General features: G+C 68.3%; 22 protein-coding genes. 3 read left to right on the forward strand and 19 right to left on the reverse strand.

Going from position 1 to position 24,590, the window contains the following annotated elements:
* Window positions 1–4 precede the first annotated feature (4 nt).
* The 11 genes from mraY to dksA form a co-directional block, all read right to left on the reverse strand.
* Window positions 5–1,183, reverse strand: a complete 1,179-nt coding sequence (gene mraY, locus ACQY8B_RS19845; protein WP_422088274.1) for a phospho-N-acetylmuramoyl-pentapeptide-transferase — start codon at window positions 1,181–1,183, stop codon at window positions 5–7.
* A gap of 15 nt (window positions 1,184–1,198) precedes the next feature.
* A complete protein-coding gene (locus ACQY8B_RS19850; protein ID WP_422088275.1) occupies window positions 1,199–2,641 on the reverse strand; it encodes a UDP-N-acetylmuramoyl-tripeptide--D-alanyl-D-alanine ligase in 1,443 nt (480 codons plus the stop codon).
* Window positions 2,638–4,194, reverse strand: coding sequence for a UDP-N-acetylmuramoyl-L-alanyl-D-glutamate--2,6-diaminopimelate ligase (locus ACQY8B_RS19855; protein ID WP_422088276.1), 1,557 nt, complete (start codon window positions 4,192–4,194; stop codon window positions 2,638–2,640). Before ACQY8B_RS19855 ends, ACQY8B_RS19850 begins: the two co-directional genes overlap by 4 nt.
* Before the next feature lie 2 nt (window positions 4,195–4,196).
* Window positions 4,197–5,951 carry a peptidoglycan D,D-transpeptidase FtsI family protein gene (locus ACQY8B_RS19860; RefSeq protein WP_422088277.1) on the reverse strand — a complete coding sequence of 585 codons (1,755 nt, stop codon included), beginning with the start codon at window positions 5,949–5,951 and terminating at the stop codon, window positions 4,197–4,199.
* Window positions 5,948–6,307, reverse strand: coding sequence for a cell division protein FtsL (ftsL, locus tag ACQY8B_RS19865; protein ID WP_106935707.1), 360 nt, complete (start codon window positions 6,305–6,307; stop codon window positions 5,948–5,950). The genes ACQY8B_RS19860 and ftsL overlap by 4 nt, the downstream gene beginning before the upstream one ends.
* Window positions 6,308–6,401: 94 nt before the next feature.
* The gene (gene rsmH, locus ACQY8B_RS19870) at window positions 6,402–7,325 is read right to left on the reverse strand and encodes a 16S rRNA (cytosine(1402)-N(4))-methyltransferase RsmH (protein WP_422088278.1); all 924 of its coding nucleotides are present in this window, start codon (window positions 7,323–7,325) and stop codon (window positions 6,402–6,404) included.
* Window positions 7,326–7,333: 8 nt separating this feature from the next.
* Complete coding sequence (gene mraZ / locus ACQY8B_RS19875; protein ID WP_081270207.1) at window positions 7,334–7,762, reverse strand: division/cell wall cluster transcriptional repressor MraZ; 429 nt, start codon at window positions 7,760–7,762, stop codon at window positions 7,334–7,336.
* A 273-nt stretch (window positions 7,763–8,035) separates the two neighbouring features.
* Complete coding sequence (hslU, locus tag ACQY8B_RS19880; RefSeq protein ID WP_422088279.1) at window positions 8,036–9,364, reverse strand: ATP-dependent protease ATPase subunit HslU; 1,329 nt, start codon at window positions 9,362–9,364, stop codon at window positions 8,036–8,038.
* 2 nt (window positions 9,365–9,366) lie between these two features.
* Window positions 9,367–9,912 (reverse strand): ATP-dependent protease subunit HslV, encoded by a 546-nt coding sequence (hslV, locus tag ACQY8B_RS19885; RefSeq protein WP_093126143.1) that lies wholly within the window; start codon window positions 9,910–9,912, stop codon window positions 9,367–9,369.
* 58 nt (window positions 9,913–9,970) lie between these two features.
* Window positions 9,971–11,635, reverse strand: a complete 1,665-nt coding sequence (locus tag ACQY8B_RS19890; protein ID WP_422088280.1) for an STAS domain-containing protein — start codon at window positions 11,633–11,635, stop codon at window positions 9,971–9,973.
* A gap of 45 nt (window positions 11,636–11,680) precedes the next feature.
* Window positions 11,681–12,478 carry an RNA polymerase-binding protein DksA gene (dksA, locus tag ACQY8B_RS19895; protein WP_409196334.1) on the reverse strand — a complete coding sequence of 266 codons (798 nt, stop codon included), beginning with the start codon at window positions 12,476–12,478 and terminating at the stop codon, window positions 11,681–11,683.
* Window positions 12,479–13,031: 553 nt separating this feature from the next.
* On the opposite strand from dksA, the gene ACQY8B_RS19900 reads away from it, so the two are divergent.
* The gene (locus ACQY8B_RS19900) at window positions 13,032–14,525 is read left to right on the forward strand and encodes a YdgA family protein (protein ID WP_422088281.1); all 1,494 of its coding nucleotides are present in this window, start codon (window positions 13,032–13,034) and stop codon (window positions 14,523–14,525) included.
* A gap of 134 nt (window positions 14,526–14,659) precedes the next feature.
* Here the strand turns inward: ACQY8B_RS19900 and ACQY8B_RS19905 are convergent, their stop codons facing one another.
* The 6 genes from ACQY8B_RS19905 to dapF form a co-directional block, all read right to left on the reverse strand.
* Window positions 14,660–15,715, reverse strand: a complete 1,056-nt coding sequence (locus ACQY8B_RS19905; RefSeq protein WP_422088282.1) for a CobW family GTP-binding protein — start codon at window positions 15,713–15,715, stop codon at window positions 14,660–14,662.
* Window positions 15,716–15,811: 96 nt separating this feature from the next.
* Complete coding sequence (locus tag ACQY8B_RS19910; RefSeq protein WP_422088283.1) at window positions 15,812–17,026, reverse strand: class I SAM-dependent rRNA methyltransferase; 1,215 nt, start codon at window positions 17,024–17,026, stop codon at window positions 15,812–15,814.
* A 10-nt stretch (window positions 17,027–17,036) separates the two neighbouring features.
* Complete coding sequence (locus ACQY8B_RS19915; protein ID WP_422088284.1) at window positions 17,037–18,053, reverse strand: tyrosine recombinase XerC; 1,017 nt, start codon at window positions 18,051–18,053, stop codon at window positions 17,037–17,039.
* Window positions 18,028–18,663, reverse strand: coding sequence for a YdcF family protein (locus ACQY8B_RS19920; protein ID WP_422088285.1), 636 nt, complete (start codon window positions 18,661–18,663; stop codon window positions 18,028–18,030). Before ACQY8B_RS19920 ends, ACQY8B_RS19915 begins: the two co-directional genes overlap by 26 nt.
* On the reverse strand, window positions 18,660–19,364 hold the full coding sequence (locus ACQY8B_RS19925) for a DUF484 family protein (RefSeq protein ID WP_081271352.1): 705 nt from the start codon (window positions 19,362–19,364) through the stop codon (window positions 18,660–18,662). The genes ACQY8B_RS19920 and ACQY8B_RS19925 overlap by 4 nt, the downstream gene beginning before the upstream one ends.
* Window positions 19,361–20,236: a diaminopimelate epimerase gene (dapF, locus tag ACQY8B_RS19930; RefSeq protein WP_422088286.1), complete on the reverse strand. Its 876-nt coding sequence runs from the start codon at window positions 20,234–20,236 to the stop codon at window positions 19,361–19,363. Before dapF ends, ACQY8B_RS19925 begins: the two co-directional genes overlap by 4 nt.
* Before the next feature lie 199 nt (window positions 20,237–20,435).
* On the opposite strand from dapF, the gene ACQY8B_RS19935 reads away from it, so the two are divergent.
* Window positions 20,436–21,833: a DUF4303 domain-containing protein gene (locus ACQY8B_RS19935; RefSeq protein ID WP_422088287.1), complete on the forward strand. Its 1,398-nt coding sequence runs from the start codon at window positions 20,436–20,438 to the stop codon at window positions 21,831–21,833.
* 233 nt (window positions 21,834–22,066) lie between these two features.
* On the forward strand, window positions 22,067–23,254 hold the full coding sequence (locus tag ACQY8B_RS19940) for an MFS transporter (protein WP_422088288.1): 1,188 nt from the start codon (window positions 22,067–22,069) through the stop codon (window positions 23,252–23,254).
* Here ACQY8B_RS19940 and ACQY8B_RS19945 read toward each other — a convergent pair.
* Together ACQY8B_RS19945 and ACQY8B_RS19950 are read right to left on the reverse strand one after the other, a co-directional pair.
* Complete coding sequence (locus ACQY8B_RS19945) at window positions 23,241–24,014, reverse strand: anti-sigma factor (protein ID WP_422088289.1); 774 nt, start codon at window positions 24,012–24,014, stop codon at window positions 23,241–23,243. The two genes, ACQY8B_RS19940 and ACQY8B_RS19945, sit on opposite strands and share 14 nt — an antisense overlap.
* Window positions 24,011–24,535, reverse strand: coding sequence for a sigma-70 family RNA polymerase sigma factor (locus ACQY8B_RS19950; RefSeq protein WP_422089081.1), 525 nt, complete (start codon window positions 24,533–24,535; stop codon window positions 24,011–24,013). The genes ACQY8B_RS19945 and ACQY8B_RS19950 overlap by 4 nt, the downstream gene beginning before the upstream one ends.
* Between the last annotated feature and the right edge of the window lie 55 nt (window positions 24,536–24,590).

The following is a 24,590-nucleotide window of genomic DNA, read 5'->3' on the forward strand; positions in this document are numbered from 1 at the left end:
TCCGTTACCGCAGCTTCAGCGTCGAAAGGCCCACGAGGCACAGCAGCATCGTGATGATCCAGAAGCGCACCACGACCTGCGTCTCGCGCCATCCGCTCTTCTCGAAGTGATGGTGCAGCGGCGCCATCTTCAGCACGCGCCGGCCTTCGCCGTAGCGCTTCTTGGTGTACTTGAAGTACATCACCTGGGCCATCACCGAGATCGCCTCGACCACGAAGATGCCGCCCATGATGAAGAACACGATCTCCTGGCGCACGATCACCGCGATGGTGCCCAGCGCGCCGCCGAGCGCCAGCGCGCCCACGTCGCCCATGAAGACCTGCGCCGGGTGCGTGTTGAACCACAGGAACGCGAGCCCCGCGCCCGCCATGGCGGAGCAGAACACCAGCAGCTCGCCGGAGCCCGGGATGTTGGGGAACAGCAGGTACTTGGAATACACCGCGCTGCCCGTGACGTAGGCGAACACGCCCAGCGCCGAGCCGACCATCACCACCGGCATGATCGCCAGGCCGTCCAGGCCGTCGGTCAGGTTCACCGCGTTGCTCGCGCCCACGATCACCAGGTAGGTCAGAACCACGAAGCCGATGCCGCCCAGCGGGTAGCTAATTTCCTTGAAGAAGGGCACCAGCAGGTTGATCTTGGGCGGGAAGCTGAGGTCGAAGCCCGACTGTACCCATGCGAAGAACAGCTGCAGCACGCGCCAGTTGGAGCTTTCGGAAATGCTGAACAGCAGGTAGAAGCCGGCGAGCAGGCCGACCACCGACTGCCAGAAATACTTCTCGCGCGAGCGCATGCCTTCCGGGTCCTTGCGCACCACCTTGCGCCAGTCGTCGACCCAGCCGATGGCTCCGAAGCCCATCGTGACCCACAGCACGATCCACACGAAGCGGTTCGACACGTCGAACCACAGCAGCGTCGACAGCGCAATGGAGAACAGCACGAGCACGCCGCCCATGGTCGGCGTGCCGCTCTTGGTCAGGTGGGTTTCCATGCCGTAGCCGCGGACCGGCTGGCCGATCTTGAGCGCGGCCAGGCGGCGAATGACGTAAGGCCCCGCCACCAGGCCGACCACCAGCGCGGTCAGCGCGGCCATCAGCGCGCGGAAAGTGAGGTACTGGAAAACGCGCAAGAACCCGAATTCGGGCGAGAGCGTCTGCAGCCATTGGGCCAGGGTCATCAGCATGTGGTTTCGCGCGGCTCATGCGTCATGACCGGCCTCCTTTTGTTGTTGTGGTTGTCGTGCCTGGGCCTCGATGGCCTGGACCACGCGTTCCATCTTCATGGAGCGCGATCCCTTGACGAGCACGCTGCCGACATGCGGCAGCCGGGCGAGCACGGCGGCGCCGAGCGCGTCGAACTCGTTGAAATGGCGGCCGTCGGCATCGCCCCGGAACGCGGCGACGGTGTGGGCCGTCGCGCTGCCGAGGGTGTAGACGGCCTCGATGCCGCGCTGGCGTGCCCAGTCGCCGACTTCGGCGTGGAACTCGGTCGAGCGCTCGCCCACCTCGGCCATGTCGCCGAGCACCAGCAGGCGCGGACCCGGCAGGGCGGCGAGCACGTCGATGGCGGCAATCACGGAATCGGGGTTGGCGTTGTAGCTGTCGTCGACCAGCGTGACCGCGCGGCCATCGGCCACCACGATCTCGCTGGCGCGCGAACGGCCCTTGACCGGCTCGAAGGCGCTCAGGCCCGCGGCGATGATGTCGGTCGACACGCCAGCCGCGAGCGCGCAGGCCGTCGCGGCCAGGGCGTTGATGACGTTGTGCCGGCCGGCGATGTGCAGACGTGCATCGAAGGCGCCCAGCGGCGTACGGACGCGCACGGCCCAGGCGCCCTGCTTCCATTCGGCGCTGTCGAGCGAGATGTCGGCGTCTTCCGATTCGCCGAACGTCATGCAGCGGCGCGAGCCGCCCGCGTGCGCCATGTCGGTCCACAGCGAGGTGAAAGCGTCGCCATACGGGAAGACGGCCGTGCCGTCGTCGGGCAGCACCGCGAACACCGAGGCGTTCTCGATGGCCACGGCCTCGACGGTGGCCATGAATTCCTGGTGCTCGCGCTGCGCGTTGTTGACCAGCGCGATGGTCGGGCGCGAAATGGCGGCCAGCCGCGCGATCTCGCCCGGGTGGTTCATGCCCAGCTCGAGCACCGCGCGCTGGTGCTGCGCGCGCAGGCGAAGCAGCGTGAGCGGCACGCCGATCTCGTTGTTGAAGTTGCCGGCCGTGGCCAGCGCGCGTTCGGCCCGGAAGGCGAACAGGATGGCCGCGATCATCTGCGTGACCGTGGTCTTGCCGTTGCTGCCGGTCACGGCGATCAGCGGCAGGTCGAACTGGGCACGCCAGCCAGCGCCGAGCGCGCCCAGTGCCGCCAGCGAGTCGGGCACTTCCAGGCCGGCCAGGCCCGCGGCTTCGAGGCCGTGGTGGGCGATGGCGGCCACCGCGCCCTGCTTCTTCGCCTCGGCGAGGAATTCGTTGGCGTCGAAGCGCTCGCCCTTGAGCGCGACGAACAGGTCGCCGGGCGCGAGCGTGCGGGTGTCGGTGTGCACGCGGGCGATGACGGTCGAGGCGTCACCCACCAGGCGCGAGCCGGGAATCCATTGCTGCGCCTGTGCCAGCGTGATGCCGAGCGGCGTGGTATCGGTCATGCGCCACCTCGCTTTGCCAGCGCCTGCAGCGCATGGGCCTTGTCGGAGAACTCGACGCGCTGCCCGGCGATTTCCTGCCACGCCTCGTGGCCCTTGCCGGCGATCAGCACGACGTCTTGCGGGCCGGCCTGCGCGATCGCGTCGGCGATGGCGATGGCGCGGTCGGGTTGCACCTGTGCGACCTCAGGGCCGGAGAAGCCTAGCAGCACCTGGCTGATGATGGCGTCGGGCTTTTCGCTGCGCGGGTTGTCGCTGGTGACGATCACGCGGTCGGCCTGGCGCTCGGCGACGGCGGCCATCATCGGGCGCTTGATCGGGTCGCGGTCGCCGCCGCAGCCGAAGAGGCACCACAGTGCACCGCCACGCTGTTTTGCCAGCGGGCGCAGGCCGATCAGGGCCTTGTCCAGCGCGTCGGGCGTGTGGGCGTAGTCGACCACGGCCAGCGGCGCGCCTTCGCCGGTGCCGGCGCGGTCCATGCGGCCCGGCACGCTGGTGAGGTTGGCGCAGGCGGCCACGGCCTGCGCCAGCGTGAGGCCCAGCGCGCGCAGGGTGCCGAGCACACCGAGCAGGTTGGCCACGTTGTACTGGCCGATCAGGCCGGTCGACAGGTGCTCGACGGCGTCGGTGCCGCTTTCGGCCACCGAGAACTGCAGGCCCTGCGCGTCGTAGCCGATGTCGCGCGCCACGAGGCGTGCCGGCTTGCCGCCGGCGGAGACGGTCCAGACGTCGAGCGCGCCGATGCCGGCGTCGATCAGGTTCGCGCACAGGCTGGCGCCGTGCGTGTCGTCGATGTTGATCACCGCCGCGCGCAGGCCGGGCCAGCGGAACAGCTCGGCCTTGGCCTGCCAGTAGGCGTCCATGCTGCCGTGGTAGTCGAGGTGATCCTGCGTGAAGTTGGTGAACACGGCCACCGCGATCTGCGCGCCGTCGAGCCGGCGCTCGGCGATGCCGATGGACGAGGCCTCGACGGCGCAGGCGCCGAAACCGCGCTCGACCAGCGCGCGCAGCTCGCGCTGCATCATCACAGGGTCGGGCGTGGTCAGGCCGGTGTAGGTCAGTTCGGGCGGCACGCCGATGCCGAGCGTGCCCATCACGGCGCAGGGCGACGGCGCGTCGCGCTGCATCGTGCCGTCGGGCTTCATCGCGCGCACGCCACCCGCCGCGCGCAGCGTGGAGAGCGATTCGGCCAGCCACCAGGCGGTGGAGGTCTTGCCGTTGGTGCCGGTCACGGCCAGCACGTCGAGCAAGGCCGAGGGGTTGTCGTAGAAGGCCGAGGCGATCGGGCCGGTGGCGGCCTTGAGGCCGGGGTAGCTCACGATGCGCTCGTCACCGTCGAAGCCGAAGGCCTCGACGCCCTCGTGCTCGACCAGGCAGGCCACGGCGCCCTGCGCCAGCGCGGACGCCACGTGCTTGCGGCCATCAGTGGCGGCGCCAGGCCAGGCGACGAAGATGTCGCCCGCGCCCACAGCACGGCTGTCGGCATGCATCGCAGCCTGCGGCGCACGCTCCTTCAGCCAGGCGGCCACCAGTTGGGGGGAAGTGAAAGTCAGCATGTTCAGAAGCTCTCGTCGACGCCCTGCGTCATCACAAGCGGTTTGACCGCCAGGTCGGGCGGTACGTTCATCATGCGCAGGGTCTGCTGCACGACTTCGCTGAACACGGGAGCCGCCGCCAGGCCGCCGAAATACTGGCCGTCGGTGGGCTCGTCGATCATCACGGCGACGATGATGCGCGGCTTCTCGATCGGCGCCATGCCGGTGAACCACGCACGATATTTGTTGCTGGCGTAACCCTTGCCGACCTGCTTGTGGGCCGTGCCCGACTTGCCGCCGACCGAATAGCCCACCGTTTGCGCGCGCGTGCCGGTGCCGCCGGGGCCGGCGGCCATCTGCAGCATCTTGCGAACGGCCAGCGCGTTCGACGGCGAGAACACCCGCACGCCGGCCGGCGGCTCGGAGTTCTTGAGGATGGTGACCGGAATGAGCGAGCCGTCGTGCGCGAACGAGGTGTACGAATGCGCCATCTGGAACAGCGAAGCCGACAGGCCGTAGCCGTAGGCCATGGTGGCCTGCTCGACCGGCTTCCAGGTCTTCCAGGGGCGCAGGCGGCCGGTCACCGCGCCGGGGAACTGGATCTGCGGCTTCTGGCCGTAGCCGAGCGCGGTGTAGGTGTCCCACATCTCGTGCGGGGTCATCTTCTGGGCGATCTTGAGCGCGCCCACGTTGCTCGACTTCTGGATCACGCCCTCGACCGTCAGCGAGCCGTAGTTGTGGGTGTCGCTGATGGTGAAGCCGCCGATCTGGTAGCGGCCCGGGGCGGTGTCGATCACCGTCGAAGGTTTCACCCGGCCGGCTTCCAGCGCCATGCCGACCGTGATGGGCTTCATGGTCGAGCCTGGCTCGAAGGTGTCGGTGAGCGCCCGGTTGCGCAGCTGCTCGCCGGTGAGGTTCTGGCGCTTGTCGGGCACGTAGCTCGGGTAGTTGGCCAGCGCCAGCACCTCGCCGGTGGTGGAGTCGAGCACCACCACGCTGCCGGCCTTGGCCTTGCGCGCGATCACGGCGTCGCGCAGCTTCTGGTAGGCGAAGAACTGCACCTTGCTGTCGACGCTGAGCTGGATGTCCTGGCCGTCGAGCGGCGGCACCAGCTCGCCCACGCCCTCGACCACGCGGCCCAGGCGGTCCTTGATGACGCGGCGCGAGCCGGCCTTGCCCGCCAGTTCCTTGTTGAACGCGAGCTCGATGCCTTCCTGGCCGCTGTCTTCCACGTTGGTGAAGCCCACCACGTGCGCGGCGGCCTCGCCCTCGGGGTACTGGCGCTTGTATTCCTTGCGCTGGTAGAGGCCCTTGATGTTCATCGCTGCGATCTGCTTGGCGATGGGCTCGTCGACCTGGCGCTTCACCCAGACGAAGGTCTTGTCCTCGTCCTCGAGCTTCTTGTCGAAGTCCTTCTGCGGCATCTCGAGCAGCTTGGCCACCTGCTTGAGCTTGGCGCGCACCTCGGGGTCGTCGCGCTCGATGTCTTCGGGAATGGCCCAGATGCTGGGCGCCACCACGCTGGAGGCGAGGATGAGGCCGTTGCGGTCGAGGATGCGGCCGCGGTTGGCCGGCATCTCGAGCGTGCGCGCGAAGCGCACCTCGCCCTGGCGCTGGAAGAAGCTGTTGTTGAACACCTGCACGTACGCGGCGCGGGCGGCCAGCATGACGAAGCCGAAGGCGATGCCGGCCACGATGAACTTGCTGCGCCACACCGGCGTCTTGCTCGCGAGCAAGGGGCTGGTGGTGTAGCGCACGCTGCGGTTGCCTCGGGTCATCGTGCGGCCCTCGCTGCGGTGGCGGGCTTGGCGGCCGGCTTGGCGCCCGCGGGCGTGGCCGGCGGCAGCGGCGCCACGGCCGGGATCACCGAGCCGTCGGGCCGCACGTACTGCGTGATGGCCGGCGAGGTGGTGCGCATCTGCAGCTGCTCCTTGGCGAGCTTCTCGACGCGCAGCGGCGTGGCCTGTGCGCGCTTCTCGACCTGCAGGCGGTCTCGGTCCAGCTCAAGGCGGCGGGCTTCCTGCTGCACGCGGTCGAGCTCGGTGTAGAGCTGGCGCGACTGGTACTGCGTGTGAACGAGGTACAGCGCCGTGGCAATGACAGCCAGCAGCAGCAGCAGGTTGATCCGGGCCATGATTAAAGAAGCTCCCCCAGGCTGCGCCACTGCGTGGCTGCGCCTTCCCCCTCGCAAGCGAGGGGGCGAGCGCCTTCGGGCGGCCGGGCGGCGCTCATGCGGCCTCCGTGCGTTCGGCCACGCGCAGGATCGCGCTGCGCGAGCGCGGATTGCCGCTCACCTCGGCCTGGGACGGCTTGATGCGCTCGAGCGCGTTCAGCCTCATCACCTTGGGGGCGGCAAAAGGCGCGCGGCGGTCGTAGACCTCCTTCGAGTGCTTGGCGATGAACTGCTTGACGATGCGGTCTTCCAGCGAATGGAAGCTGATCACCGCAAGCCGGCCGCCGGGCTTCAGCACGGAAAGGCTCGCTTCTAGCGCCTGTTGCAGCTCTTCAAGCTCGGCGTTGATGAAAATCCGAAAAGCCTGAAATGTGCGCGTTGCAGGGTTCTGGCCCTGCTCGCGGGTTTTGACCGTGCCAGCCACGAGCTCGGCCAGTTCGGTGGTGGTTGAAATTGGGCCCCGTTCTTGTCGGCGAGCAACAATCGCCTTTGCAATCTGAACAGCAAACCGTTCTTCGCCATAGTCACGGATCACCTCTGCAATCTGCTGGAGTTCGGCCGTTGCCAGCCACTCGGCCACGCTCTCGCCGCGCGTGGTGTCCATGCGCATGTCGAGCGGGCCGTCGAAACGAAAACTGAAACCGCGCACCGGGTTGTCGATCTGGGGCGAGCTCACGCCCAGGTCCATCAGCAAGCCGTCGACGCTCGCGTCGGGCAGTTCGCCCAGCGAGCGGAATCCCTGGTGGCGGATAGAAAAACGCGCATCGGAGATGCGCGCTGCTTCGGCCACTGCTTCCGCATCCTTGTCGAATGCGATCAGCCTGCCTTCCGGCGCCAGCCTGGAGAGGATTGCACGCGCATGCCCTCCCCGCCCGAAGGTGGCGTCCACATAGGTGCCGGTTGCCGCCGTGCTGCCGGAAAGAAGGGCTTCCACCGCTTCGTTCAGCAAGACGGTCGTATGGGTCCATGGGGTAGTCACGTGAATCCTCAGAACGCGAAGTCCTGAAACACATCCGGCATCTCGCCCTGGGTGGCCTCGGCCTCCTTGGCCTCGTAGGTGGCCTTGTCCCAGAGTTCGAAGTGGTTGCCCATGCCCAGCAGCAGCGTCTCGCGCGTGATGCCGGTGGCCGCGCGCAGTTCGGGCGACACCAGGATGCGGCCGGTGCCGTCCATCTCGACGTCCATGGCGTTACCCAGGAAGACGCGCTTCCACCACTGCGCCGACATCGGAAGCGCGGCAATGCGCTCGCGGAATTTTTCCCATTCGGGACGGGGGAACACCATCAGGCATCCGTGCGGATGCTTGGTGATCGTGAGCTGGCCGCCTGCCGTGGCGCTCAGGACGTCACGATGCCGGGTCGGCACGGAGAGCCGCCCCTTGGCATCCAGACTGAGCGATGAAGCGCCTTGAAACACGACCACGAAACCCCTGTGTTGGGAGTGCTGCGGCACCCGAAGGGGGCACTACCCGCACTTTTTCCCACTTAACTGCACTTTTTTGCACTGTAGCAGGAAACACTTCGGACGCAACTGGCCGTTCGGGGTATTTTTTGTAATGGAATCAACGACTTAGCGCCGATTCCAAATGCGTGGAATCGGCGAATTTCGTTGAGAATTAAGTACTTAGCCCACGCAGTGAAAGTGATGCGTGAAGGATTCCCCCGTTACAGGGGGAACCAAAGAGCGGCTTCAGAGGATGAAGCGCGAAAGATCTTCGTCGTGACTTAGTGCCGCGAGGCGCTGGTCGACATAGGCGGCATCGATGCGGATCGATTGGCCTTCAAGGCGGGTCGCGTCGAAGCTTACCTCATCCAGCAGGCGCTCCATCACCGTCGACAGACGGCGCGCGCCGATGTTCTCGGTGCGCTCGTTTACCTCGAAGGCGATGGTCGCCAGCCGGTTCACGCCTTCGGGTGTGAATTCGAGCGTCACGCCTTCGGTGGCCAGCAACGCCTGGTACTGCTTCACGAGCGACGCGCGGGTCTGCGTGAGGATGCTCTCGAAGTCCGACACCGAGAGCGACTGCAGCTCGACGCGAATCGGAAAGCGCCCCTGCAGCTCCGGGATCAGGTCGCTCGGCTTGCTCAGGTGGAACGCGCCGCTCGCGATGAACAGCATGTGGTCGGTGCGCACCACGCCGTACTTGGTGGTGACGGCCGTGCCCTCCACCAGCGGCAGCAGGTCGCGCTGCACGCCCTGGCGCGACACGTCGGAGCCCTGCGCTTCGCTGCGCGTGGCGACCTTGTCGATCTCGTCGATGAAGACGATGCCGTTCTGCTCGGCGTTGGCAATGGCCTGCGTGCGGATCTCGTCCTCGTTGACCAGCTTGGCGGCCTCCTCGTCGATCAGCAGGCGCATCGCCTCGCCGATCTTGAGCTTGCGGGTCTTGCGCTTGCCCTGCCCCAGCTGGCCGAACATGCCGCGCAGCTGCTCGGTCATTTCCTCCATGCCGGCGGGGCCCATGATTTCCAGCGGCGTGCGGGTCTCGGCGAGGTCGAGCTCGATCTCCTTGTCGTCGAGCTGGTGCTCGCGCAGCTTCTTGCGGAAGGCCTGGCGCGTGGGATTGGGCGCATCGAGCGCCGGGGGCGCGCCGGAGGCGCCGCGCGCCGGAGGCAGCAGCACGTCGAGGATGCGCTCCTCGGCGGCGTCCTCGGCACGCACGCGCACCTTGGCGCTCTCGGATTCGCGCGTCTGCTTGACGGCAATCTCGGCGAGGTCGCGAATGATGGAGTCCACGTCCTTGCCCACGTAGCCCACCTCGGTGAACTTGGTGGCCTCGACCTTGATGAAGGGCGCATCGGCCAGCCGCGCGAGGCGGCGCGCGATCTCGGTCTTGCCCACGCCCGTGGGGCCGATCATGAGGATGTTCTTGGGCGTGATCTCGTGGCGCAGCTTGTCGTCGACCTGCTGGCGGCGCCAGCGGTTGCGCAGGGCGATGGCCACGGCGCGCTTGGCGGCCGGCTGTCCGACGATGTGGTTGTCTAGCTCGGAGACGATTTCCTGGGGGGTCATGGACATGGTCAGAGCGCTTCCACGGTGTGGTTCATGTTCGTGTAAATGCAGATTTCTCCGGCGATCCCCAGCGATTTGCGCACGATCTGCTCGGCAGAGAGTTCTGTGTTCTCGATCAGCGCCTTGGCCGCCGACTGGGCATACGCGCCGCCGGAACCGATGGCGATCACGCCGTCTTCGGGCTCCAGCACGTCGCCGTTGCCGGTGATGATGAGGGAGGTGGTGGCGTCGGCCACGGCCAGCATGGCCTCGAGCTTGCGCAGCACGCGGTCTGTGCGCCAGTCCTTGGTGAGCTCGACCGCCGCGCGGGTCAGGTGGCCCTGGTGCTTTTCGAGCTTGGCCTCGAAGCGCTCGAAGAGCGTGAAGGCGTCGGCGGTGGCGCCGGCAAAGCCGGCCAGCACCTTGCCGTGATAAAGCCGGCGAACTTTGCGCGCCGTGCCCTTGATGACGATATTGCCGAGAGTGACCTGCCCGTCCCCGCCGATGGCGACCTGGTCGCCTTGGGGGGTCTTGCGGCGCACGCTCACGATGGTGGTGCCGTGAAACTGTTCCATCGAAGCCATCTGGGGATGGCCAGGGGCAATGCAACCCGCGGCAAGGCCGCCTGGCGCCTTAGTTTTTTCTAACCGCGACCGTGGCGTGATCGGTAATGCCTACCAGCGTGAACAGCGCGGCGATGAGCCGGTGCGCGTCGACGAACTGCACGCGCTCGCCGTTGGCGTCGCGCGTGCGCACCCAGCTCAGCAGCGCGCCGGCGGCGGCCAGGTCCATGCGCAGCAGCGCGGCGCAGGAAATGACGGGCGCCGCGGTGTGGCGCAGGTCGTTGTCGAGCCGCTGCCAGCTCGACAGGGACTCGCCCCGCAGGTCACCCGCCAGCGCTGCGAAACCGCTGTCGGTGGACGGGAAGCTCTCGGAATCGCCACCGACCGACAGCAGCGACCACACCGAACTGGGGCGGCTCGCCGGCGGAGCGGCCAGCGAGGCGCATTCGCCGCGCGGGTCTTGCCACGAGGGGGGCGACACCTCATAGGTGATGCAGTAGTTGAGCGCCACCAGCTCGAAATCGTCGGGCAGGTGCATCATGCGCAGCGCCGCCAGGTGCAGCTGCCACCAGACGTCTTCGGTGCTGCGGTCGTTGTTGGGCGCGGCCTCGGACAGCACGGCCAGCAGCTGGGCGGAACCCATGAAGCGCAGTTGCACCGGCGAATCGGCCCAGTGCGTGAAAAGCACCCGCAGCGGCGCTGCGGCGTCGGCGCCGATGGCGTTCAGGGCGCGCCAGTCGAGCGTCCAGACCGAGCCGGCCTTCGACAGCGCGCGCGTGAGCTCCACGAGGCCTTCGCGCCCGAGGTGCACTGGCGACACCCAGTCGGCGTGCGCGGAGCCTTCGGAGGCGGCGCCGGATTCTTCGCTGGCGGCCACGGCCTTGACGCTGCGGGCCAGTTCCTCTAGCGAGACCCAGTCGGGGCCCATGCGCCGCATGCGCTGCGCATAGCGCATGCGGGCGGCGGCGAACTTGGCGGCATCGCCGGTCGCGCGGTACAGGTCGAACAGGGCACGCCAGCGGCTGTCGTCGCGCTCGGCGGCGGGGCTGCCCTCGGCTTCGGTGGCCGGGGCGCTCTCGGAGGCCAGGGCCTGCAACAGGATGGCTTCGGCGCCGGTGTCGTCGCCGTGCGCGAAGCGGATGACAGCCTCCTCCAGCGCGCCGTCGTGCGCCAGCCGCGACAGCGGCGCCGGCGCCGCGCCTGCAGCCACAGCCGCGTCCCCGGCCGGCACCGCCGCGGCGGGCACGCCAACGCTGTGAGGCTGGTCGGTCTGGGTGTCGGGCGCATCGTCGGCACGCGCGGGCGGCAGCGTCTCGGCGCCGGCATCGGGCGGCGGGTTGACCAGCGCCTCGCCGTTCGGGCCGCGCCCCTTCCACCACTGCTGCGACATCTGCTGCTCGATCTCGTCGATCTTCTTGAGCGTGAGCGCGCGGCCTTCGAGCTTTTCCGAAGAGCTGTTGAGATTGAACGAAGACGGCGTGACGGTCGGGTCGAAGGCGTGGGCGGCGGCCTCGCGCTGGCGCAGCTTGCGCAGCATGTCGAACTCGCGGCGGCGCACGAAGTCGTTGCGCTGGCGCCGCTCGATCATCTCCTTGAGCATTTCCCTGTTGTAGGCCTGCTCGGGCAACGAAGAGTCCGACTGGGCGGGCTCATCCAGCTCCGACCAATCCTTCAGCGGATTGCGGACAAACTTGGCCACCTTGGAGAAAAGGCGGCCCGACTCTTCCTTTGCCATTCGACGAAAGCTTGCAGACGGGGGTTCTTGCGACCTTCTTCCCGATCAGTCCCCGAACATCTTCTGCTTGAGTTCCCGGCGCTGCTGCGCTTCGAGCGACAGCGTGGCCGTCGGGCGGGCCAGCAGGCGGCCGACACCGATGGGTTCGCCGGTTTCGTCGCAGTAGCCGTAGTCGCCGGCGTCGATGCGCTGGATCGACTGCTCGATCTTCTTGAGCAGCTTGCGCTCGCGGTCGCGGGTGCGCAGTTCGAGGGCGTGTTCTTCCTCGATGGTGGCGCGGTCGGCCGGGTCGGGCACGACCACCGTGTCTTCACGCAGGTGCTCGGTGGTCTCGCCGGCGTTCTCGAGGATGCCGCGCTTGAGTTCTTCGAGCTTCAGGCGGAAGAACGCCATCTGCTTTTCGTTCATGTACTCGTCGTCGGGCATGGCGATGACTTCGGCGTCGCTCAGCTCGTTGGCGGACTTGGTCTTCCAGTTGTTGACCAGCTTCGGGTCTTTCTTCACGGCCAGGGGCGGCGGCGGCACCAGCGCGGTGGAAGGTGCCTGCGAGAAGCTGGACTTGGCGGCGGTCGATGCCACCGATTGCGGCATCGAGGGAACGGTCAGTTGCGACAGCCGGGACACGCGGCCACCACGCGCAGCGGGTGCGGGCGTGGCGGTTTGAGCGGGAATCGAGGGTGTCGCCGGGGCGGAAGTGGAGGCGGCAGCCGTTTTTTTCATGGGGATCGGGGAAGCAGAAGGAACGGCAGCAGGGCGGCCGACGGGTTTGGATGACGAGGTACCCGCGCCTGCGCTCTTGGTTGCGGCAGTTGCAGGCTTGGCGGATTTCTTGGCAGCGGTCACGGCCTTGGCCGGTGCTGCCGCGGTCTTTTTGGGCGGCGCGCTTTTATCTTTCGCCGTGGGGCCCGGCACTGCGGCGGAAACCTTTTTTGCCGCAGGTGCAGCCTGCTTCGCAGCCGCCACCTTCTTTGCGGCGGGCTTGGTTGCTGGCGTGGCCTTGGCGGCGGGTTTCTTCACGGTGACTGGCTCCTTGGTCGAACTGGAACGCGCTTTCACTGGGTGTCTCCTCCCATGGGAACCGGTTGCGGCTTTCACGCCGCGCCGGCTCCACGTTGTCGGGGTGCTCGCCAACGGCGAACCCCGGGGTTATACCCCCGAAAGCCCACCAGAAACGTGCGGCGCCCCGTGCCGGATGCCACATCCTGTCCGCTGGGACGGGGTATGGCTGCCGGAACAGGCGCGCGATTGTATAGAGAACTCGAAAGCGCGGGCGATGTGTCCGGGTGCCGGTCGCGTCCATTAGCATCGCGCGGCGCCGCTGGAGAGGGTGGCGCTGGCCGGCCATTGCCCTTTGGCAGCGCGGGCCATCCGATCATTCGACAAAAGAAAGCAAGTCTTGAGCAAGAAAGCAGCAGTATTGGGCGTCCTGGCCGCAGCCATTGCGGTGGCCTACGGGGGCAGCACCTGGTGGGCCGGTTCGCAGGTCAAGTCGCGTTACGACACCGCATTCGAAGAACTTCCGAAGCAGACCGCGCTGGTGCGCGTGGTGGAGCGCAGCTACGACCGCGGCTTCCTCGGTGCCGTCAGCACCGTGACGCTCGAAATCGGCTGCGCGCCCGACGCCGCGGCCGCAGCCGCCGCGCAGAAACCCGCCGCCGGCGAGGAACCCGACGAAGAGCTGGAGGAAGAAGCCGAAGCCGCGCCGCCCAAGCCGCTGCGCTTCACCATCCGCGACACCATCCACCACGGCCCGCTGGCCGGCGGCACGCTCGCCGCGGCCACCATCGACAGCGAACTGGTGCTCGACGCCAAGACCCAGGCCGACGCCAAGAAGCTGTTCGGCGAGGCCAAGCCGCTTACCGCCCGCACCAAGGTCGCCTTCAGCGGCGCCTTCACCAGCGACCTGACGGTGGCGCCCGCCAGGCTCGCCGAAGACGGCAAGGGCCAGATGGCATGGCAGGGTGCGCAGCTGCGCATGGACGTGAACGCCGCGCGCACCCAGGTGCGCTACGAGCTGACGATGCCCGGCTTCGACTTCAACGACACCCGCAGCGGCCTGACCATGAAGATGGGCAAGCTCACGGCCAAGGCCGACATGGACAGCAGCGCCGGCTGGTTCCTGGCCACCGGCAAGACCGAGGGCCGCCTAGACACGCTCGAATTCGCTGCCCCCAAGGGCCTGGGCGCGGGCAACGGCGACGACACCACGCCGCGCAAACCGCTGCCGACCGTGCTGCTGCAGGGCATCGACCTGGTGGGCGGCGCCAGCATCAAGGACGGGCTCTACGCGTCCGAAGGCACCCTCAGGGGCGCCGGCAAGATCGGCGCCACCAGGATCGACAAGTTCGAGCTCACCAGCAGCGCGCGCCGCATCCATGCCGCCGGCTACAAGAAACTGGCCGACGCCTGGATGCAGTCGAGTGCCGCCAACGGCTGCGGCAAGGGCGGCAGCAAGGCTTCCCAGGCCGCCATGAGTGCGCTGGTGGACCAGCTTTCGCCGGATCTCAAGGCCATGGCCAAGTACGGCCCTGAAGCCGGCATCGACAAGATGCTGGTCGAAATCGACGGCAAGCGCGGCGAACTCGGCTACACGGCCAGCATGGCCGGCGTGACCGACGAAGACCTGCAATTGCCCGGCACCGCGCTGCTGCTCAAGCGCGGCGTGCTCAAGGCCAATGCGCGCCTGCCGATGCAGTGGATCGAGAAGCTGGCCGCAACCGGCGCCGAGAGCGGCCAGACGCCCCCGCCCGAAACCGTGGCGCTGCTGGTCGCCCAGGGCGAGCAGAGCGGCTTCGTGAAGCGCGACGGCGACGACGTGACCGGCCAGGTCGAGTTCAGCGACGGCAACCTGAAGATCAACGGCAAGCCGCTGGGCGGGCTGGGCAAGTAGCAGGATATGTCTCCCTCCCCCGCTGGGGGAGGGCGGGGCGGGGGCACGACGGCCTCCCGAAAAGCATGGCGCCTGTTCGCAGGCCCGCCCCCATCCCGACCTTCCCCCAGCGGGGGAAGGAGCAAGTCAGGGCCTCAGACCAGGCACTGTTCGAGGCCCTGCTCCAGAATCTCGCGCGGCAGCTCGATGCCGATGAACACCATGCGGCTCTGGCGCGCCTCGTCCTTGCCCCACTCCGGGCCCAGGTCGCTGCCCATGAGCTGGTGCACGCCCTGGAAGATCACCTTGCGCTCGGTGCCCTTCATGTTCAGCACGCCCTTGTAGCGCAGCATGCGCGGGCCGTAGATGTTGACGATCGCGCCCAGGAAGTCTTCCAGCTTGGCCGGGTCGAACGGACGGTCGGCCTTGTAGACGAAGCTCTTCACGTCGTCGTCCGTGTGGTGGTGGTGCCCGTGGCCGCCTTCGTGCTTGTGCGAGGGATGGTCGCAGTGCTCGCCATGCGCGTGGTCATGGTCGTGATGGTCGTGGTCGTCTTCCTTCAGGAAGTCGGGGTCGATGTCGAGCTTGGCGTTCAGGTTGAAGCCGCGCAGGTCGAAGATGTCCTTCAGCGGCACGTCGCCGAAGTGCGCCTTCTGCTGCGGCGCGCGCGGGTTCATGTGCTTCAGGCGGTGAATGAGCGCATCGGTCTCTTCGGCCGACACCAGCTCGCTCTTGCTGATGAAGATCTGGTCGGCAAAGCCCACCTGGCGGCGCGCTTCCTGGCGGTCGTTGAGCTGCTGCGGCGCATGCTTGGCGTCGACCAGCGTGAGGATCGAGTCGAGCAGGTAGCTCTCGGCGATCTCGTCGTCCATGAAGAAGGTCTGCGCCACCGGGCCGGGGTCGGCCAGGCCGGTGGTCTCGATCACCACGCGGTCGAAGTCCAGCAGGCCCTGGCGCTTCTTGGCGGCCAGCAGCTGCAGCGCCTCGCGCAGGTCTTCGCGGATGGTGCAGCAGACGCAGCCGTTGCTCATCTGCACGATCTGCTCCTTCGACTCGGTGACGAGGATGTCGCTGTCGATGTTCTCTTCGCCGAACTCGTTCTCGATGACCGCGATCTTCTGGCCGTGGGCCTCGGTCAGGATGCGCTTGAGCAGCGTGGTTTTGCCAGAGCCGAGAAAGCCGGTGAGGATGGTCGCGGGAATGAGGGCCATGTGGGGAGTGCTCCGGAAGCGGAAAACAGGAAAAGGGGCGAAAAAAGACTTGGCAGGCAGTTTAGCCAATGCCACTGAGTTGCGTTGCCGGCAGGGTCAAGCCGGCTTCCGGACCACCACCAGGCCCTTCAGGTACTCCCCTTCCGGGAACTCGATGGTCATCGGATGGTCGGGCGCCGCGCCCAGCCGCTCGGCGATGTAGCCGTCCACGCCGGCGTCGATGCCGGCCGAGGCCACGATCTTGTGGAACAGGTCGGCGCTGATGCCGCCCGAGCAGGAGAAGGTCAGCAGCACGCCGCCCGGCTCCAGCAGCTTGAGCGCCAGGCGGTTGATGTCCTTGTAGGCCCGTGCCGCGCGCTCGGCATGCGCCACCGTGGGCGCGAACTTGGGCGGATCGAGCACGATGGCGTCGAAGGTGCGGCCCTGGTCGATGAACTCGCGCAGCACCGTGTTCACGTTGGCGTCGAGGAATTCGGTCTCTATGCCCTGCCCCTCGAAGCCGTTCAGCGCCAGGTGGCCGCGCGCGCGCTCCAGCGCGGGCAGCGACGAATCGACCGACACCAGCTGCGCGCCCTGCAGCGCGTTCGCCGCCTTAAGCCCCGCGAGCGCCGCGACGGTGAAGCCGCCCGTGTAGCAGAAGCAGTTCAGCACGCGCCGGAAGCGCCGGTGCTGCGCCAGTTCGGCAAAGCGCTGGCGGCTGTCGCGCTGGTCGAGGTAGAAGCCGGTCTTGTGGCCGGTCGCGATGTCGAGCGACAGCTTCCAGCCATGCTCGCGAATGACGATTTCGGTCGGGCCTTCGCCGCGCAGCCAGCCGGTGACGGGCTTCAGGCCTTCGCGCTCGCGGCCGCTGGCGTCGGAGCGCTCGTAGAGCTTGGCGAGGCCCGTGGCCTTGAGCAGCGCGTCGGCCAGCACGTCTTTCCAGCGCTCGACGCCGGCCGACAGAAACTGCGCCACCAGCGTGTCGCCGTAGCGGTCGACGATCAGCCCCGGCAGGCCGTCGGCCTCGCCGTGCACCAGCCGCACGCCGTCGCTCTGCAGATCGAACAGGCCGCGCGCGGCCACGGCGCGGGCGCACACCGACGCGAGGAAGGCGGAGTCGATGCGCTGTGTTTCGACGAAGCTCCAGGCCCGCGCGCGGATCTTTGAAATGGGGCTGAAGGCGGCCCACGCCAGGAAGGCGCCGTCGTGCGACTCGACGCGCACCGTCTCGCCGGAATCGGCACCGCCGCGCGCAATGGCGGATTCGAAGACCCAGGGGTGGCGGCGCTGCATCGAGCGCTCTTTGCCGGGTTTGAGGCGAAGGGTTTTCATTGGTTGTTGCTTATTTGTCGTTCTCTGGCTTGGCCTTCGCGCGCGGATGCGCAGCGTCGTACACCTTGGCCAGGTGCTGGAAATCCAGCCGCGTATAGACCTGCGTGGTCGAGATGTTGGCGTGGCCCAGCAGCTCCTGCACCGCGCGCAGGTCGCTGCTCGACTGCAGCACGTGGCTGGCAAAGGAATGCCGCAGCATGTGCGGATGCACCGGCGCCGCGAGGCCGGCCTTGAGGCTGCGCTCGCGCAGCAGCTTCCACACCGCCTGCGACGACATCCGCACGCCCTTGGCGCTTATGAAGAGCGCGGCGGCGGCCTGCGGGTCGCGCAGGTGCGAGGTTGCCAGCGCGGCGCAGTCGCCGCGCACCGCGAGCCAGTCGCGCACCGCCTCGGCCGCTTTGCTACCCATCGGCACGATGCGGCGCTTGCTGCCCTTGCCGAGCACGTTGGCATCGCCCGCGTCGAGGTCGACCCAGCCGCGCGCGGTGCTGCTCGCCTGCGCGTCGAGCCCCGTGAGCTCGCTCACGCGCAGGCCGCAGCCGTAGAGCATTTCGACGATGGCGCTGTCGCGCGCCTCGGTCCACGGGTCGGCCTCGGGGTCGTACAGCTCGGCCAGGCGCACCGCGTCGTCCACGCCCAGCGCTTTAGGCAAGGGCTTGCCGGCCTTGGGCGCATGCACGTCCTGCACGGGGTTGAAGCCGACCAGCCCTTCATGGCCGAGCCAGCGGTAAAAGCTGCGCCAGCACGAAAGCACCAGCGCAATGCCGCGCGGCTCGCGCCCCGCGCCGTGCAGCTGCGCCATCCAGCGGCGGATGTGGGCGGTCTGCACGCGGTCCAGCGGAAGCTTCGCCTCGGCGGCGTTGTCGGTCAGCGACTTCAGGTGGAAGGCGTACAGCTCGACCGTGCGCGCCGCGAGCCGGCGCTCGACGCGCACATGCTCGAGGTATTTTTCGACCCAGCCGGAAGCTGCGGAAGCGGCCGGCGTCGCGGGCCCGGAAGGCTCAGAAGAGGAAGCCACGGAAGACATTGTTCACGATGGCCGCCGGCTCGCGCAACGCGCCCTTCGAAAACGGCCCCAGCGCGTTCCAGCAGGAAGTGGGCGCCGCTGCGTACTGCACGTCGAAGATCCGGTCGAAACCGCTCATCTTCACCAGGCGCTCGACGCGCCACATGTGGAACGGCTCCGACACGATGACCACGCTGCGCACGCCGGCCGCCTCCAGCAACGGGCGCGACAGCGAAAGATTAAGGCGCGTGGAGGTGGAAGCGGGCTCCAGCAGCATCGGCCCGGCGTAGCCCGCGGCAACGGCGCGCTCCTGCATCGCGGTGGCTTCGGTGCGGCCATCTTCGGAATCCACGCCGCCGGAGAAGGCGAGCTGCTTCACGAGGCCGGTCCTGGCCATTGCCACCGCCGTGTCGACCCGCCCCGAGAGACAGGGGTGCGGCTTGCCGTCCAGGTAGGCGCGGCTGCCGAGCACCAGGGCGGCATCGGCCGCACGCTGTGGCGGGTTGGCCAGCAGCGCCTCTGCGTGCCGCCAGATGAATACGCCGATGGCTGCGTAGGCCAGCACCCCGACCAGCAGCCCGCCGAACAGCAGGACCTGCCAGGGCCGCCGCAACCAGCGCGGGCGGCTCAAGGACGCAGCCGCGACAGCCCGCCCGACGCCAGCTCGGCGATGCGCTCGAGGAAGTCGGTGCCCATTTCGGAGTTGAAGCGCTGCGCGTCGGGGGACGCCAGCACCAGCATCCCGAAGGCCGGCGACTCCGCGTCGGCGCGCAGCGGAATCAGCGCGATCGACATGGCCGACTGCGGCTCCGGCAGCCAGTTCGCCGCCTCGAAGCCAGAGTTGAGCCCGCAGTACGGCGAGGTCAGCGAGGTGGCCAGCGCCTTCACGTCGTCGCTCACCCACTGGGCATAGGCCTCGTTGAGGTATTCACTGCTGCAGTCCCACACCTTGATGGCCGTCTGCGGCACCAGGAACAGCGACTGCAGGTCGACCGCGATGCGGTACGGAAGGCTGCGCGGGTCGCGCGTGGTCAGCAGGCCGCTGGTCCAGCGCTGCAGGCGATCGGCAATGACGACGTTTTCGGTGCCGTGGCGCACCATGTCCATCAGGCGATGCTCCAGCGCCTTGATCTTTTCGCGCAGCATCTCGGCCTGGCGCTCCTGCAGGCTCACGGCGCGGTTGCCGTGCGGGCTGGTGAGCTGCACCTGCGCCAGCAGCTGGGCATGGCGCTCGAAGAAGTCCGGCGTGTTCGCCAGGTAGTTGGCGATGTCGTCTTCGGTGATCGGGTTCATGGCGTTGGCGTCGTTGTTGTTCGTGAAGTTGGTCGTCATGGCAGCTCCGGCACCTCGATGTCGCCTTCGAACACCGTGGTGGCCGGCCCGGTCATGAGCACCGGCTGGCCTTCGCCCTGCCATTCGATGGTGAGAATGCCGCCGTGCGTCTGCACGTCGACCCGGCGGTCCAGCAGCCCCAGCCGGATGCCCGCCACCACCGCCGCGCAGGCGCCGGTGCCGCAGGCCAGCGTTTCGCCGGCGCCGCGCTCGAACACCCGCAGCCGGATGTGCGCGCGGTCGACCACCTGCATGAAGCCCGCGTTCACCCGCTGCGGAAAGCGCGGATGGTGCTCGATCTGCGGGCCCTGCTCGGCCACGGGAGCCGTGTCGACGTTGTCGACCACCTGCACCGCGTGCGGATTGCCCATCGACAGCACCGCTACCGAAACGATAGCGCTGCCCGCGTGCGTGCCAAGGGCGAGATGCCATTTCTGCCACGCGCCCTCGGGCTGCGGGTCGAGCCCTGCGGTGTCGAAGGGCACGCGCTCGGTCTCGAAGACCGGGGCGCCCATGTCGACCGTCACGCGGCCGTCGGCGCCCATGCGCGGCTCGATCACGCCGGCCAGCGTCTGCACGCGCACGGTGTCCTTTTCGGTCAGCTTGTGTTCGCTGACGAAGCGCATGAAGCATCGCGCGCCGTTGCCGCACTGCTCCACTTCGCCGCCGTCGGCGTTGTGAATGACATATTGGAAGTCGACCCCCTCGGCCGGCGAAGGGCGCACCGTGAGGATCTGGTCGGCGCCGACGCCGAAGTGGCGGTCGGCCAGAAAGCGGTATTGCGCGGCGCTGAGGCCCAGCGTGCCGCGCGTTTCGTCCAGCACGACGAAATCGTTGCCGGCTCCCTGCATCTTGGTAAAGCGGATTCGCATCCGGGGATTATCGCCACCGGCACTGTCCCTGGCGACCACGGGCCCAAGCCCGTGGCCATGCAGACGGAACGATCAGCCCTTGATGAACGCCAGCAGATCGGCGTTCACCTGGTCGCCGGCGTGGGCCACGGCTTCCTGCCGCGCTCGTTCTGAGTCCCGACCGCCCCTTACGATTCCCCCCAAAAGGAGAGATACACGCATGAGCCAATGGAAAGCGCTGGAACCACTGATCGTCGAGGATGCCCTTTGCGCGCTGCGCGCACTGTTCGACGAAAACCCCGACGAGCAGTTCTACGCCGCCGCCTTCCAGGGCATGTACCGCGAGCTCGACGGCCCGATCTACCTGCCCGCACTTTCCGCCAACAGCGTGAGCGCCCGCGAAGACGAGCCATCAGGCGATTTCTGGTCGGCCGAGTGGAACCCGCCCGACTGGCGCTGGGACGAAATCCAGTTCGCCAGCGCCGCGCTGAATGCGGCTGCCGACACCGCGTGCGAGATCACGAGCAACGACACGCGCGAAGCCTGGCTGCTGGCAGAGCGGGAATGCATCGACATGCTCGTTTCCGCGGCGCGGAAGATCCGCGAAGCGCTGGGCAACGCACCGCAGCTCGCGCCCGGTTTCGTGGTCTTTCTGCATGACGAAGAGAACGGCCTCGACCTGGCGCGCCGCAGCATCGGCGATGCTGCCTTCGGAGCGCTCTTCCCCAAGGAAGCGGTGGCCGAGCAGGAACGCCAGCGCGTCGCAGCGTTGCCCGTCGAAGAGCGGGTGGGCTGGCTGATCGGACGGCTTGGCCGCTTCGATGGCCGGCCGGTCGATAGCGAGGATGCAGGGAAATGGCTGGTCGACATCGGCGCGCCCGCCGTACCCGCGCTGCTCGAATTGCTCGCCCGCCCACGCGGCAAGCTCGGCTGGGAGGCCGCCCGGATGCTCGGGCACATCGGCCTCGCCACGCCCGAAGTGCTTGCCGCGCTGCGCAACAAGCTGCACGCGCCCGGCGACAAGTCCACGCACGACTGGTGCGCCGCAACGCTGGCCTATCTGGGCGACAGCGATTGGCTCTTCGAACAACTCGCCGCGTGGCACGACGATGCGGAGCGCGCCGCCGTCGCTGTTCGCGGACTGTGCGCGCCGTACTCGGCCTTTCGCGACCCGACGCCCGTGACGCTCGACTACCGGCCCCTCGAAACGCTGCTTTCGCGCTGCGCCGCCATCGCCGAAGTCGTGCACGAAAAACTCAGCCCCGGCAGCAGCTATTGCACCCTGCGCCCCGGCGAAGTCGGCGAGGCGCTGCGCGGCATGGTGTCGCCGCACGCCTTCGTGCGCCGGCATGCGGTCTGTGTGGTCGACGACCGGGGTCTGGGCCCGGCCGCCGGCGAACGCATCCTGCCGGCTCTCGCGGATCGCCTCGCGCATGACGAGGATGCCGACGTGCGCTGGCAGGCCGCTCGCAGCCTGGTCGCCTGGAAGCGCGCAGCCCTTCCCTGGCACGCGGTGGTGCAGCGCGCGGCCCTGCACGATGCAGATGACAGGGTGCGCGAAGCCGCGCGGGAATGCCTCGCCGCGCAAGGCGACGCCGACGACGACCAAGGCGCGTGAGGCGCCTTGCGGCGCAGGCCCCCGCCCGCGCGGCTGCGCTCGGCCCGCCGCGCGCATCCAGCCCCTGCAGTTGCGCGGTGATCACCATCCAGCCCGGGTACTCATTCGAGTTCGGATCGCTGGCCGCGCCCTTGGGGCTGTGCGCCGGCTTTCGACTATCTTCAGCGCATGCCTCTCGCCGCCGCGCCGCCCACCCTTCTCCCCTCGGGGTTTGCGCAGGGGTTTGCAGGCCGATGAAGTTCCCGGCCTTTCTTTTCTCGCTGCTCGTCTCCAAGCTGGCCGACCAGATCCTGCTGTTCCTGGTGCCGCTGGTGGTGTTCCAGGTGACGCAGGACGTGGCGTGGTCCGGCTATGCCTTCGCGGCGGAGACCTTTCCGCGCTTCCTGTCGTTCCCCATCTGCGGCGCGCTGTGCGACCGGATCTCGCCGATCAGGCTGCTGCGCGGCAGCCAGATCTTTCGCGCGCTGGTCTGCGTGCTCGGCGTGCTGGGCAACGAGGCGCTGGGCGGCATCGGCTGGCTGGTGGGCCTGTCGGCGGTGTGCGGCGTGCTGACCACCCAGGGCGTCATGGCGCGCGAGGTGATGCTGCCGCAGATTGCAGGCAACGGCCACGGCTTCGACAAGGTGCTGGCCTATGCGCAGACGGCCGAGCAGACCGGCATGGTGCTCGGGCCGCTCATTGCGGCGGCGCTCTTTGCCTTCTGGCCCTGGCAGGCGGTGGTGGGCGCGGCGGCCGCCCTCTTCCTGCTGGCGGATGTCGCCACCGCGTACTGGCGGCGCGGCAACCCGATGCAGCTGCATGAACCGCAGGTCGCCAAAGGCCACTTCCTGCAGCCGATCAAGACCGCCCTCGGCCATCTGCTGCACCTGCCCGGCCTGCTGCGGCTGACCGGGCTCACGGCCGGCGTGAACCTGATGCTCGGCACCACGCTCGCGTCTTCCGCCGCGATGGTCACCGGGCTGCACCATCGCTCGGCCACCTACTACGCGGGGTTGCAGACGCTGGGCGCCGTCGCCACCATCGTGATCCTGCTGAGCATCATCCGGGGGTCGTTCGCGCTGAAGAAGATGGGGCTCACCGCCTACCTGCTGATCTTCGGCGGCGGCCTGCTCACGGCCGTCAGCACCAGCCACTGGGGCTATGCGGCCGGCTTCCTGCTGGTGATCGGGTTCGACAAGATGTTCAGCATCTACATCCGCATCCACCGCCAGCGGATCATTCCGGCGCACGACTACGGCAAGACCACCGGCGTGATCGTGCTGCTGAACAACCTGACGCAGCCGCTCGCGGGCCTGCTGGTCGGCGCCTTCGCCGATGCGACGCAGACGCGCATGGTGATCTTCGGGCTGTGCATGCTGGTGGGCGCCATCGGCATCGCGGCCGCCCTTGCCAGCCGAAGCAGCAGCGCTACAGCACCTTGACCGCGCGGCCGATGAACTGGATCGGCCCGGTCGGGCGGTCGATGGGCGAGCCGTTCTCGGGTTCCAGCGTGAGCTCGAACAGCTGGTTCGGCTCCAGCGGCGGCAGCTTGTCGATGGGAATGCGCAGCGTCTGGCCCTGCTTGACCAGCCCCAGCGACACCGGCCCGCGCCACTGATCGGCCTTGGTCCAGAACTGCAGCGTCTTCTGCGGCGGCACCTCCATCGTGCCCAACGGCACCAGGCTCAGCTGGCGCGACGACGTGGTCTGGATCACCCAGCCCGGCGACTTGTCCTGCGGGGCGACCAGCACCACCATGTACTGCGGCGTGGGCGGCGGGCGGGTGACGAGCACGGCCACCATCAGCGCCGCAGCGGCAAAGCCGCCGGCAGCCAGGCCGCGCCAGAGCTGCAGGTTGTTCCACCAGCTCGCGAAGCCCGATGCGCGCGCCGGCTGCCCGGCCTTCGGTGCGGCGGCAGCGGCGGCGGCGGCAGCAGCAGCAGCAGCAGCAGCACTGCCCAGCGTGCGCTCGATGCGCGACCACAGCGCGGGCGACGGATCGGCCGGTGCCGCGAGCGAGGCCAGCGGCAGCAGCCGGGCTTCCCACGCCTGCACCGCATCGCGCAGCGCGGGCTCGTCGCGCATGCGGGCTTCCACCGCCGCGCGTGCGTTGGCCGACAGCGTGCCCAGCACGTATTCGCCGGCCAGCGCGTCGATGTCTTCGAAATTGCCGAAACTGGAAGAAGCGGTGCCGCTACTCATGCCATGCACTCCCGCAGCGCGCGCATGCCGCGCTGGATCCAGGCCTTGACCGTGCCCAGCGGCGTCTGCAGCCGCTCGGCGATTTCGCCGTGCGAGCAGCCTTCCACATACGCATAGAGGATGCAGTCGCGCCGCGCCGGCTCCAGCCCGCCCAGGCAGCCTTCGAGCCTGCCGAGGTCCGCGCGCAGTTCGAACGGGTCGGCGGAGGTGGTGTAGGCCGCGAGCGCAGCCTGGTCGTCGATGGCCTCGGCCGCGTCTTCGCTCACGTCCACCTGGCGTGCGCCGCTGCGCACCATGTTCAGCGCGGCATTGCGCACCACGCTGTAGATCCAGCCCCGGCCTTCGCCGCGCGCCGGGTTGAAGGTTTCCGCGCGCTGCCAGATGCTGATGAAGGCGTCGTGCAGCACGTCTTCGGCCTGCTGGCGCTGGCGCACGATGCGCAGCGCCACGCCCATCAGGTAGCGGCTTTCGCGCTGGTAGAGCTGTTGCAGGGCCTGACGGTCACCGCGTGCGCAGGCCATGAGGGCGGCGTCGTAGTCGAAGGGCGAGGTGGGTGGCGGGTTCTGCACGGCCCGA

It is taken from the genome of Variovorax sp. (assembly GCF_965279555.1).
Taxonomy (GTDB): Bacteria; Pseudomonadota; Gammaproteobacteria; order Burkholderiales; family Burkholderiaceae_C; genus Variovorax.